This is a genomic window from Psychroserpens sp. AS72 (genome assembly GCF_038900375.1).
Classification (GTDB): Bacteria; Bacteroidota; Bacteroidia; order Flavobacteriales; family Flavobacteriaceae; genus Psychroserpens.
Genome location: NZ_JBBMRC010000010.1, coordinates 1 through 13586 on the forward strand (window position 1 = coordinate 1; position 13586 = coordinate 13586).

9 protein-coding genes are annotated in these 13586 nt (G+C 33.1%); 5 read left to right on the forward strand and 4 right to left on the reverse strand.

Annotated features, from left to right (window positions below; all coding sequences use genetic code 11):
* A partial coding sequence (locus WNY78_RS15335) for a T9SS type B sorting domain-containing protein (RefSeq protein WP_342874098.1) occupies positions 1–997 on the forward strand: 997 nt, incomplete at its 5' end.
* Here the strand turns inward: WNY78_RS15335 and WNY78_RS15340 are convergent.
* The 4 genes from WNY78_RS15340 to WNY78_RS15355 all read right to left on the reverse strand — a co-directional run bounded on the left by WNY78_RS15340 (position 994) and on the right by WNY78_RS15355 (position 8379).
* Complete coding sequence (locus WNY78_RS15340) at positions 994–1311, reverse strand: antibiotic biosynthesis monooxygenase (RefSeq protein ID WP_342874099.1); 318 nt, start codon at positions 1309–1311, stop codon at positions 994–996. The two genes, WNY78_RS15335 and WNY78_RS15340, sit on opposite strands and share 4 nt — an antisense overlap.
* Positions 1308–1862, reverse strand: a complete 555-nt coding sequence (locus WNY78_RS15345; RefSeq protein ID WP_342874100.1) for a hypothetical protein — start codon at positions 1860–1862, stop codon at positions 1308–1310. Before WNY78_RS15345 ends, WNY78_RS15340 begins: the two co-directional genes overlap by 4 nt.
* A 360-nt stretch (positions 1863–2222) precedes the next feature.
* Positions 2223–2426: a DUF559 domain-containing protein gene (locus tag WNY78_RS15350; RefSeq protein ID WP_342874101.1), complete on the reverse strand. Its 204-nt coding sequence runs from the start codon at positions 2424–2426 to the stop codon at positions 2223–2225.
* 358 nt (positions 2427–2784) lie between these two features.
* Positions 2785–8379 (reverse strand): MG2 domain-containing protein, encoded by a 5595-nt coding sequence (locus WNY78_RS15355; RefSeq protein WP_342874102.1) that lies wholly within the window; start codon positions 8377–8379, stop codon positions 2785–2787.
* A 269-nt stretch (positions 8380–8648) separates the two neighbouring features.
* On the opposite strand from WNY78_RS15355, the gene WNY78_RS15360 reads away from it, so the two are divergent.
* The 4 genes from WNY78_RS15360 (at position 8649) to WNY78_RS15375 (ending at position 13419) form a co-directional block, all read left to right on the forward strand.
* On the forward strand, positions 8649–10202 hold the full coding sequence (locus tag WNY78_RS15360; RefSeq protein WP_342874103.1) for an aldehyde dehydrogenase family protein: 1554 nt from the start codon (positions 8649–8651) through the stop codon (positions 10200–10202).
* Positions 10203–10296: 94 nt separating this feature from the next.
* Complete coding sequence (locus WNY78_RS15365) at positions 10297–10734, forward strand: hypothetical protein (protein ID WP_342874104.1); 438 nt, start codon at positions 10297–10299, stop codon at positions 10732–10734.
* Positions 10735–10850: 116 nt separating this feature from the next.
* Positions 10851–12218: a DUF1800 domain-containing protein gene (locus WNY78_RS15370; protein WP_342874105.1), complete on the forward strand. Its 1368-nt coding sequence runs from the start codon at positions 10851–10853 to the stop codon at positions 12216–12218.
* Positions 12219–12228: 10 nt separating this feature from the next.
* The gene (locus tag WNY78_RS15375) at positions 12229–13419 is read left to right on the forward strand and encodes a DUF1501 domain-containing protein (protein WP_342874106.1); all 1191 of its coding nucleotides are present in this window, start codon (positions 12229–12231) and stop codon (positions 13417–13419) included.
* Positions 13420–13586: the final 167 nt, after the last annotated feature.

The following is a 13586-nucleotide window of genomic DNA, read 5'->3' on the forward strand; positions in this document are numbered from 1 at the left end:
ATTACAACCAATAGGTCTTGAGTGTTGGGAATCTGCAACATTTAATGATAGTACGTGTTTATGGGAAGTTTCAGGAACACAACCAATACAACCCACAGAATTAGAATGTTGGGAAACCACTAGTTTTAATACTACGACTTGTAGTTGGGATATTTCAGGAACACAACCATTACAGCCAACAGGTCTTGAATGTTGGGAAACTTCAACTTTTAATGATAATATATGTTTATGGGAAGTTACAGGTATACAACCACAAGAACCTACAAATCTTGAGTGTTGGCAAATAGCTACATTTAATGATGAATCTTGTAGTTGGGAAATTTCCGGAGAACAAATAATAGATTTTGAAGAAGAATTTTTCACCATTTGTGAAGGTGAAGATATAGCGTTACAGGCTAATACTTCTATTATTAACGCAACATATTTATGGAATACTGGAGAAACAACAGCATCTATAACAGTAAATATGGTAGGAACTTATAGTGTTGTAACTACAGATGGATGCTCTGCAGTGGAAAAAACCATTATTGTTGAGCAAACGGTAAGTCCTGTTTTAGAGAGTATTCAATCTGATGGAAGTAATATATTAGTTTTTACATCTAATATTGGTAACTTTTTATATTCTTTAGATGGAATCAATTATCAAACAAGTAATATCTTTTTTAATGTTGATGGAGGTCATTATGATGTTTATATAAAGTCAGCAGATTGTGATATCATTATAACGATATCATATATACATTTTTACATCCCAAAATTCATAACACCAAACGATGATACTGTAAATGACACTTTTAAATTAAGTGGACTTGAGTCTTACTCATCCTCAGAAGTTTATATTTTTGATCGCTTCGGAAAGTTGCTTTTTTCAGCAAAAAATAGATCGGTCAATTGGACAGGGACGTTTAAAAATAGACCACTACCAACATCAGACTATTGGTATCTAATAATTATTGAAGGTCAGGAATTTAGAGGGCATTTTACACTTAAGCGTTAGTGCTTTTTCGTGAATTCGTACTCTCGTTCAACTTTACAAATTCTTACTTTATACCAGTTGTACCAATCTATTCTACCTCTTTGTTGTGCGATTAAATGATCGGTTTGTTGTTTCCAGTTTTTTATGTCATCTAGACTTTTCCAATAACTAACTGTGATTCCAACATCGTTTCTTGCACTTTCAATCCCTAAAAAACCATCTTGTTGTTTGGCTAGGTTTTCCATTTGGTTTGCCATTTCAGTATAACCTTTAATATTCTCAGTTTGTGTTGAGGTGAAAATTACTGCGTAATATGGTGTGTGGTCTTTAATCATAACACGATGCTCTTTTTTAAGTTTTTTGCACTGTAAACATTATAGATTCCAGCGCTTAAAAACAGGATTGTATTTAATATAAATATGGCAGATAATTCTGTATCATCACTTATATAGCCATCAATGCCATAAGATAATGAAATGCCATATGCGAATTGTAATAGTGTTACTATAATAATAAACCAACCTAGATTAGCACTTTTTGGCTTTAAACTTGAAAAGACATGTGCAGCTATTGGTAGCAAAATAGATAGAAAGCCATGAAATATTTCACTTTCATAATCGCCATACCATGTTCCATTATAAGAATGATAATTAAGTTGTGCACTACAAAACAGAATAACAACAATAAAAACTCTCACTGTCATATAAGAAGTCTTTTTATGTAGTTCAAATTTATACTTTGAGTGATTATTATATATGAGTAAATAAAGAAAAAACATAGACCAGATAGTTATCATAAGTCCTGGAGTACCACCATAATCTTTACCATCCAAATACATTGGGATAACAGAGCCTAAATAACATATCCCAAAGATGATTATTGTCATATTAATTAGTTTATGGTACTTCTTTTTTAGCAGTCTAGCCTCTTCAAAAAACATAAATATTATTAAAAGTGTGTAGAAACAAACTCTAAACAGTAATCCAAAAGCAAATATGATATGGTCTGGTAGGTAGTTCACTTGTCTCTCTTCTATTTGTTTTTGTTAATCTTTTGTTTTACCCTTCCGTCTTCAAACTCTTTATTGAGTTTGAATCCACCTTCCCTTGAAATAAGGGAAGGAATTTATTAATGCTGTATTTTATTTATCATTCTACTTTTTTAAAAATCTATCTATTTAATTCTCCTCCTTTTTTAAAGGAGGAGTGGATTTGGTTTCAAAAAAGAAACCAAAGACGAGGTGGTTTTAAGTCTTAAACTCCTTACTTATTTCTTTCAACACAAAATCAATATCCTCAAAAACCATTTTATTCTCAAATCTTATAACTTTAAAACCTAGAGATTCTAAAGTTTGTGTGCGTTCATAATCTTTATTTGCTTTTGCAAAGTCTAAATGAATTGCTCCATCTAACTCAATAATTAGTTTTTCTGAAGCACAATAAAAATCCACTATGTAATTTTTGATGCTATGTTGTCTTCTGAATTTTCTTTCGTTTAATTGTTTTTTTGAAGGCTTTTCCAAAGCGTTGCTTCTGCTGAGGTTAAATTATTTCTCAGGTCTTTTCTATATGATTCTAAATTTTTTTTATTGTGAATGTTCGACATTAGTTTTGCTTTAACCCTTCCGTCTTCAAACTCTTTATTGAGTTTGAATCCACCTTCCCTTGAAATAAGGGAAGGAATTTATAAATGCTGTATTTTATTTATCTTTCTACTATTTTAAAAGTCTATCTATTTAATTCTCCTCCTTTTTTAAAGGAGCAATGGCTTTTGTCTTAGTAAAAAGAGCAAATACGAGGTGATCATTATTATTTCACAACGGCAATCCAACGACCTTTATTTCTCACAAAGAAATCATTATCATACATCGCTTCTGCTTGTGTTCCTGGTAAATAGTAAGTTCCTAAATATGCAGCATTGAGTATAACTGTAAACACTTTTTCTCCACCATTATTTCTGCTTCCACTTCCTCCAATATCGAAATAGAAATTGACACGATCATCACGAATGTCTGTATATCGAGCTTGGCTCGTTGTGGTATCTCCAAAATCTGTAAAGCGAGTATTTACAATTTCCCATCCTGAAGGGAAAATCTGCGTTAAAGCAACATCATAAAGTCTATTATCATCCTTATTACTCACTGTAATTCTTGCAACAATATCTTGACCTTGTTGCAGTTTTTTAACATCTAAACGGTTTCCATTTAAATCTTGGTAAATGATAGAGACTCCTAAGCCGCGTTGCTCAACCAACTCCTCTCCTAATGGTAATTGACCAGAATTTAAAACTCTTACATAAACCAAATTACCAATACTGTTTTCTAGTTTTAAAGTGTTAGAGCCATCCTTAACTGAGAGTTCTCGTTGTGCAATGGTGCTCTTGGTGCTTATTGTTTCGGTTTTACCATTAAAGGTGTAACTCAAATTCATGTCTTTTCCACCATTAGCTTCAACCAATTTTGCCATAGCCAATAAACTGTATGCTGTTGTTTGCGTACTCATCCATTGATTACTTGATAAATCTTTAGCAATTTGCTCTGCCAACTCACGTGCTTTAGGATTTTTGGTAATGATCATAGTCTCCAAAGCCATGGCTCTATTTCTATCTACCGAACCGTAAGTATAGTAGTTATACTTTTGAGGTTTGAAGTTTATATTAGCGCGTTGTGATAGTTTTTCACTCGCTTCTTTTTGTCCAGCTAATGCATAAGCAGCAGCTAATCGCCATTTTGCTTCGTTAGAAATTTCACTAAACTCTCTTAGTCTGTTCATAGAGGCTAAATCTGCACTTCCAGCTAACGCTAACGTGTATAATCTGTAAGCCTGAGCTAAATCTGAATTATAGTTTCTATAGCTTGGTCTCCAATCTCTCGCTGCTTGTTTTTGGTAACGTAACCAATTACTTTTAAACGTCAATGGTAACACAAATCCTTTCTTTTCGGCTTCTATCATGAAGTGTCCTGCGTAACTTGATCCCCAATCATTGGCAGTATTTTCTCCCATCCAGTAACTCATACCACCATTTGGTCTTTGGAAATTACCTAAACGTTTGATTCCGTTTTCTATGTTGGATTGGATTTCCTGTTTCTTCTCATATTTTAAATCGAATATATCTGCTAAGTATAACTGCGGAAATACGCCAGATGTCGTTTGTTCTAAACATCCATGAGGATAGCGAATTAAATACTCCAATCGCTTAGAAAAATCCATTGGAGGTAGCGTTGAAAACTCTACAATAGCCTTGTTGGTTCCTGGAACGCCAAAGGTTGAAAATTCTAATGTTTCCGAAGTATTAGCCTCCAATTGTCCATTTTCGTATTTTGATGTTATCGGATTAGGATTCGTCACATCAAGCTCTACTTTGTAGGTTGATTTTTCGCCATTTCCGGTCGCAATAACTTCAACAGTATTAATGCCTTTTGCTTTTGAAACATCCAATTCAAAAAATGCCATTTGCTCATCTGGTTTAGCGAATGTCAATTTCTGCGTAGCATTACCAACAACCGAAATTCCATCACTCAGCTTCAAGCTTAAACTCACATTTTTTACATTAGGCTCCATAGCAAATACGGTTACAGGAAGGGTTACTTTTTCTCCTGGACTTAATTTCCTCGGAAGCGTTGCCAATACCATCAGTGGTTTTTTAACCTCTACAGATTTGTCTGTGCTACCGTAAGCTTCGGTTTCGTTATTTCCTGCAATAACCATCGTACGTACTGCTCCAATGTAATTTGGCAACTTAATTGTGTGTGCTTTACTTTGACCAGCTTTCAACTCAAAAGGACCTAAATATGTGACTACAGGCTTAAAGCGATTTGCTTTTTTGTTCTTTCCTTTTGCTGCGCTTCCATCACCACCAATAGCAAATACTTGATCAATACTTCCAGAATATGCTCCAATGACATCATCAAAAATATCCCAAGTTTTTACACCAAGTGCTTCACGAGAGTAGAACTCAGACCATGCATTTGGTGTTTTGAATCGTGTTAAATCTAATAAGCCTTCTTCAACCATTGCAATAGTATAGGTCATGGCTTTTTTGTTTTTTTCTGAAACGAAAATCTCGAATTCTTGTTCAGGTCGTAAAACACTTGCCATTTGTAATTCTGGTTCTAGAATTGTTTTTGGATCTTCAACCAAAATAGGTATCACACCATATAATCGTATTGGCAAATCATTACTCGTAATTGCATGAGGTTGCAATAGAGAAATATTGACAAACACGTTTGGAGCCATTTCTGAAGTGATTGGAATATCAACCGTTGTTTCTCCTTTTTTAGTTTTTACCCATTTGTAATCTATCACATCAGATCCATTTTCTATACTTACTAATGCACGTCCTTCATTACCAGAAGGGAATTTAATTTTTGCGGTTTCTCCAACCATATACTTATCCTTGTCACTCGCAAACACCAACATTTTTGCTGCTTCTTTATCGTTGCCTGTTGACATACCAGGCCAGTTTTTGTAGAAATAAGCTGTACGTCCAGTAGCATGTCCACTTACAGGATCATATATTCTAATGAGGTAACGTCCTCTATCATTTTCTGGAATTTTGAGTGTAAATGTTGTTTTTCCGTTTGCTCCTGTAGACGCTTTTTGGTCTAAAACAGGTCTGTGATAACTGCTAGATACGTAGTTTGATAAGTTGTCATAAGAGGAGTTCCACCACCAACGCCATTCTACTTTGTAAACTTTTATTTCAAGGTTGTCACGTTTTACAGGTTTTCCATCTTTATCTACAACTGCTAAATCAAAGGTTTGATTGGTATCTGTAAAATAAGACCCATAATAATTGCCTTCTGGAGATTTTAAACCAACATAAGATTCAAATGGTGAGTATTGTTTTGTAAACGCATCGAGTGAAAAATCACCTCCATTTTCAAAAGCTCTCACTAAAAATTGAGCGTTTAACATTCCAGGAGCATTTTTACCAATATCTAGTTTTGTGCTAATAGTTGCTTTTCCGTCTTCATCAAGATTGCCTTCAAAAACATTGAGTTCTTCAGTATTAAATTGACGCGTAGGATCATTAAATACGTAGCCTTTATAGTTTTTAAAGTTGGTGTAAGAAGCACTGAATTTTGCTTTAACTTCTGCCTTGATACTTTTTGCAGGAGCACCATGTAACCATTTTACATCGAGTGTTCCATCAAGAGGTTCTTCGCTAGAAAGAATCTCATTATCAAAATCAATTTTTATTTTTAAACGGTTAGGTTTTACAGTTTCTACTTTAAGCGCTTTATAAAATTGTGCGCCTCCAACAGAAACTTTTGCATTGTAATTTCCTGTCTTTCCTTCTGCGGAAGTTGGTACAACAAACTTGTAAAAGTTATTGACGTTATCTGTGGTGACGTTTTTGTAAACCAATTTTCCGTTAGGATCTGTAACTTCCATTTTTACTGGATGTCCTTTTGGAAGCTCGTTAGCTTTATCATTCAGCATAAACGTTAAAAACAAAGAATCTCCTGGACGCCAAACACCACGTTCTCCATAGATGTAGCCTTTTAGTCCGCGTTGTAATCTATTTCCTGAAACATCAAACTTACTTAGAGATAGAGAATTTCCGTCGGTAAGTCTCATATAGCTCGTATTATTGCCTTTGGTTACAACCGCAAATGATGCATATTTATTAGCTTCGTAAGTTGCTAAACCTTCGCTGTTGGTAAAAACCGAACCAATTTCTTGTTGCTGAAAGTTGAATAATTTTACATTAGCATTGGCTTCAGGATTGGTATTTAAAATATTTGTTACCGCAAAATAGTATGTGTTATCTGCACCTTGTTTAGCGATGACACCTAAATTTGATGCTAGTAAATTTTGAGCCACTATTTTGTTGTCGTCATAATAAGCATCGTTACAAGGGTTGTCACGTTGTCTCCAATTATAACTGTAATTTCGGTATCTGTAGGTACGATTATCCCAATATTCTTCTTCTTTTAAATCTTCGTCTTCTGTAGAGGTTTCGGTAAAGTCACCATCATAATAGTAATCTTCTTCGTAGTAATAATCATCGTATTCGTCATCTTCATTTAGAGAACCGCTTGGGTTTGCTTGGCAGTCATAGAGCGAATAATTTTTATTATAATCAATTTCTATACGATAAATTGCTCCAGCATCTGCCTTAAAAAATTTAGATAAATCGATGCTATAGGCTTTCCATTTGCCAGAGTTTTCTGCAGCAGATTGTAATTGTATTGTTTGTTTAGCTATACGACGACCAACACGTTTAATTTCGTTTTTATTATTGCTATTTAATGGGTTGTCTTGTAGAAATTGCAAGACGTTATCTTCAAATATTTTAATCACTCTCACATCAACAGCACTTAAATTAACGGCTTCAAAATTAAATTTCAATTCATTAGAATTTGGTAAAATCGTACCATTACTAATCAGGCGAACCATAGGTTTTGTTTCTTCAAATGATATGGCTTCGGAAAATGGCTGCTTCAACTTATAGCCATCTTCATTTTTGATACCTTGAAATACATCCACCTGAATATTACCAACCAACTTGGTATCTGGATACACCTTTAAGACATTACCAACCACCACGAATTTTGGGTTTTTAACGCCTTGAATAGTCACTAAACCATCAAAATTCTGACTGTTTTTAATTGGGTCAGAAAAGTTGATGTATAAAAATTGTTCTGGCGTTTTATATGGTTCAACATTGATAATTTTAAAATTATTGATTCCAGGAATCTGGATTTTGTTTTCACCAACATTATCTGATTTTATTGACTTGCCATTCCATTTTATTAGGATTTCAGAATCGTCCACCAAACGATTAATACTATCTATTCTAAAATCAAATTGTCTAGAAGCTACTTCTAGTTCGTTGAATTCTAGTTTTAATTTTTTTCCATTTTGAGTGGCTTCAATCAATGTTTTTGCATCGTTTAAAGAAATGACATCAGCCGATTTAATAACAGCTTCTAGATATTGCCACTTTTTACTGTACGATTGTAATGCATTGGTGTTGATGCTAAAGTTTGGAGTAATCGTTTTAAATTGAAACACATAATCCTCATAATCTTTAGGCATGTTTTTGTATATCTGGTCTAATTTTACTTTTGCAGTATACTCAGTTGAAGGTTCAAGATTTTCGTCTGGAGTAAAGATTAAAGTATGCTTATTTAGGACTGTTAATTTTCCATCAGCATGAGGAGAGAGACTTACAAGATTTCCTTCTAATTCTTGACCTTGTTCCCAAGATTCAACATCTGTTGCGAGATTAATTTTAATAGGATCTGTTACAGATTGTAATCCAGATGAGGTATAACTTATATAGTCTCTGTATTTAAATAGATTATCTGTTTGCTCTGTAATGGTATCTTTCTTTTTACAAGAAAATAAGATTGTAAAACAGAAAATGATGATGGAAAGTTGCTTTAGTTTCATGGTGAAAGTGTTTATAAGTCAATAATTTCAACTAATCAAAATTAAGATTTTATTGATGAAAATTGAGGTGAAAAGGCGATTCGTTATGTATTAAATAGAATGTGTTGGGATTTTTATAGAATTCGTTTTTTAATGAACTTAATTAATTCATAACCCTTACTTTTTTAGCGTTTTAAAGTTACAATAATCAGTAATTAGCTTCCATAGTAAATGATAATTTATTAGTATCTTCGCGTGATAATTTAATAATTCATAAAAATCAGACATATATGGAAGCGATTGCTACCGATTTCGGAATAAAAGACGCCTTAAATCAATTAGGTGTAAAGGATATTAATGAAGGAACATCTACAGGTTCAAATAATTTTTCTAGTGGAGACATTATAGAATCTTACTCACCTGTTGATGGTAAATTAATAGGAAAAGTAAAAACGACGACAAGAGCAGATTACGATAAAGTAATGGATGCAGCAACTACTGCATTTTTATCTTGGAGAGATAAGCCAGCACCACAACGTGGTGAAATTGTTCGTCAGTTTGGAAACAAATTAAGAGATTTAAAAGAACCATTAGGTAAATTGGTGTCTTATGAAATGGGAAAATCTTTGCAAGAAGGTTATGGAGAAGTTCAAGAAATGATTGACATCTGTGATTTCGCGGTTGGATTGTCTCGTCAATTAAACGGACAAACAATCCCATCGGAACGTCCAGGACATGTTATGAGAGAACAATGGCATCCAATTGGAGTTGTTGGTATTATCTCAGCATTTAACTTTCCAGTTGCAGTTTGGGCTTGGAATACAGCTTTAGCTTGGATTTGTGGTGATGTTTGTGTCTGGAAAGGTTCTGAAAAAGCACCTTTATGCACAATTGCTTGTCAAAATATTATTGCAGAAATCTTAAAAGAAAACAATTTACCAGAAGGAATCTCTTGCATTATCAATGGCGATTACAAAGTTGGTGAAATGATGACTAAAGATTCTCGTATTCCTTTAATATCTGCTACAGGATCTACAAGAATGGGACGTATAGTTGGTGCAACTGTTGCTGAACGTTTTGGGAAATCTCTATTAGAATTAGGTGGTAACAATGCGATTATTATTACACCAACTGCTGATTTAAAAGTGGTAGTTCCTGGTGCTGTTTTTGGTGCTGTTGGAACTTGCGGACAACGTTGTACGTCAACAAGAAGACTAATTATTCACGAATCTGTTTACGATAAAGTACGTGATGCTATTGTTGGTGCTTACGGTCAATTAACAATTGGAAATCCTTTAGATGAAAAAAATCATATTGGACCATTAATCGATCATGATTCAGTAAACACATACTTAGCTGCTATTGAAAAAGCAAAAGCTGAAGGTGGAAATGTACTAGTAGAAGGTGGTGTATTAGAAGGTGAAGGTTATGAAAGTGGTTGCTACGTTAAACCAGCAATTATAGAAGCTGAAAATCATTTTGAAATTGTACAACACGAAACATTTGCTCCAATTTTATATCTAATGAAATATTCTGGAGAGGTAGAAAATGCAATTGCTAAACAAAATGGTGTTGCTCAAGGATTATCTTCTGCTATCATGACAAATGAAATGAAAGAAGCTGAGAAATTCTTGTCTTATGCTGGTTCAGATTGTGGAATTGCAAACGTCAATATTGGAACTTCTGGTGCCGAAATTGGAGGCGCTTTTGGTGGTGAGAAAGAAACAGGTGGTGGACGTGAGTCTGGATCTGATGCTTGGAAAGTATACATGAGAAGACAAACAAATACTGTAAACTATTCTGATGAATTACCATTAGCGCAAGGAATCAAGTTTGATTTGTAATAATTTTGATTTGATAAAAAAAGTATTATCGTCCTTATTCCTAACGCTATCATTAGTATGCTTTAGTTTTTCTCAAAACGAAATCAATTATAAGATGATTGATTCGTTAGGTGAGAATTTCACTAGTAGACTTAAAAATGGTAACATTGAGTATTTGAAAAATTCAAAACCACCAAAAGGGACTTTTACTTATGAAAAACTTATTGAGTTCAAGGAAGCTCTTGAGAAATATCCAAATAAAATTATTTTAGGAAGTCTTGTAGAGCCTTCTGATGATCCTTCTTTTTATGCTTATAACTTATTTGCATATAGAAGAATTGATGAAAAAAGTTGGGAATATTATTTTGCAGCTATTGTAAGTGTAGATATATCTAGTAACTTATATAAAATAGAGAATACTTACCTATTTACAGAGCAAAGCTCCTTAAAAAGTTGGTGGAAACATATTTTTGGTTTCTATAAAAATGAGACTAATAAAGATATTCCAAAGGAATTTGTATTTCCTTATTGTCCACCACCACCTTTTAAATAAACTAAAGTAAAGCCACATCAATTGATGTGGCTTTTTTTGTATAACAATATTGAAGATTTTTACGTTTTATCAAAAGTCTGTTTAAACTTTAATTAAAATACACAGTCTTATTTAACATGAACACAAAACACTTTCTTCATTTATTTGCCAGAGCTAGTTTTGGTGCTTCGCAAAAGGATATTATAAATTCTTCGAATTTAAGTCCTGCTCAAGTTGTTGATTTTCTGTTTGATACTTCAAAAGCGATGACACCCTTAGATGTTGATGTTTCCGGATTTAAAAACATCAATAAGAAAGATTTAGACAAAAAGGTTGTTCAAGAACTTCAAAAAAAGAGTAGAAATAAAATAAAAACATTTAACATCAAATGGATTGAACGTTTGGAGTCTTCTCAAGAACTCCTTCGTGAAAAAATGACCTTGTTTTGGGCTAATCATTTTGTGTGTCGAGATAATAATATTCTCTTTGTTCAAAATTATAACAATACACTTAGAGCAAATGCTTTGGGAAATTTTGGTGATTTTGTGAAAGCTGTTTCTAAGGAAGCTGCAATGATAAAATACCTTAATAATAAGCAAAATAGAAAATTGCGACCTAATGAGAATTTTGCAAGAGAACTCATGGAATTATTTATGTTGGGTGTTGGTAATTATACCGAAACAGATATAAAAGAAAGCGCTCGTGCCTTTACAGGTTACAATCATGATCTTAACGGAAATTTTAAAACACGAGATTTTCAACATGATGAAGGTGAGAAAACGTTCTTCGGAAAAACGGGAAATTTCAATGGAGATGACATCATAAACATCATCTTAGAACAAAAACAATGTGCTCGTTTTATCTGCGGAAAAATTTATAAGTATTTCGTCAATGAAACGATCAATAAGGAACATGTAGAAGAATTGACAAATCGCTTTTTTAAAGATTATGATATCGAAAAATTGATGCGATATATCTTTAATTCAGATTGGTTTTATTCCGAAGAAAACATTGGAACCAAAATAAAATCACCAATAGAATTGTTAGTCGGTATGAACAAAATTGTACCTATGGCTTTTAAGAAACAGCGAGATGTTTTTAAAATTCAGAAACTTTTGGGTCAAATGTTGTTAAACCCACCAAATGTTGCAGGATGGAAAGGTGGTAAAAATTGGATTGATAGTAATACCATTATGTTACGATTAAAATTACCATCTATTTTATTGGGAAATGCTCAAATTTCGGTGAAGCCAAAAGGAGAGTTTGAAGATACTTATGAAGAATTTTATGCCAAAGGAAAACGTAAGAAAATCATTAATGTAACTCCAAACTGGGAAGCGTTTGAGAAACAATTTGAAAACGCAACAATCAAAGATATTAAAGAGCAACTTATTATTGCGCAATTAAGTGATGGCACGCAAACGTATTTAAATTCTTTAAGTCAATCATCAAAACGAGAGTACTGCATCCAATTGATGTCATTACCAGAATATCAAATGTGTTAATCTTATAATTATGGACAGAAGACATTTTTTAAAACAATCTACATTAGCTAGCAGTTTACTGTTTGTACCTAGTTTTGTAAAGGCTTTTGAAAACATATCACCTAAAAGTATTGGTTATAAACGTTTGGTAATGATTCAACTTTCTGGTGGAAATGATGGACTAAACACCATTGTTCCTTTTAATAATGATGCCTATTATAACAGTAGACCAAAGATTGCCATTTCTAAAAATGAAGTACTTAAAGCGTCAAGTGATTTAGGGTTTAATGCTAATTTACTACCGCTTAAAAGATTGTATGATGATGGTCATTTAACGGTTATTAATAATGTTGGTTATCCAAATCCAAATCGTTCTCATTTTAGAGCAACAGATATTTGGCAAACAGCTAGTGACTCTAATGAATATCTACAAGAAGGTTGGATTGGACGTTATTTGGATCACTACGGAAATGAGCCTTACAATGCCATTGAGATAGATGATAGTTTGTCTTTAGCGTTAAAAGGAAAAACTATAAATGGAATAGCTGCAAAAAACCCAGAAATCTTATTTAAAACCTCTCAAGATCCATACTTTAAAAATGTACTTAAGCATTATCAAGATGAGCATTTGAGTGAGCATAATTTGGGATATTTATATAAAACTATGATTGCTGCAGAGTCGTCTGCAAAACATATTTTTGATAAGCATCAAACTGCTAAAAGCGAACAAGAGTATCCTGATAATGAGTTTTCAAATCAGTTAAAAACAACTGCTAAATTGATAAACTCTGGTTTGGAAACTAGAATATTTTATTCATCACTTGGAGGATTTGATACTCACTCAGGGCAAATAAATCGTCAAGGTCGCTTACTCAAAACATATGCAGAAGGTGTAGACGCCTTTGTAAAAGATTTAAAAACTCAAGGCACATTTAACGATACTTTAATTGTGACATTCTCTGAGTTTGGAAGACGCGTAAAACAAAATGCAGCCAATGGTACAGATCATGGTTCAGCAAGTAATGTGTTTATTATTGGTAATCAATTAAAAAAGCAAGGGTTTTATAATGAATTGGCGAGCCTATCAGATTTAGATGATAATGGAGATTTAAAGTATAATGTAGATTTTAGATCTATTTATGCTACTGTTTTGTCTAATTGGTTAGCCGTAGAAGATGAGCGTGTTTTAAACAAATCATTTGCAAAATTAGACTTCATTTAAACTAGAAGCAAAAAAAAACCTTACTTCATTCACAACGTGGTGATAGAAATAAGGTAATTTGTAATTGATTAATAGCAAGGCGAATTTCGTAAAAATATTCTCTACTTTTTAAAAAAAACTATAAGTGGTTAAAAAAACTGTATGAATGGTAGATTTAACTCTAATTG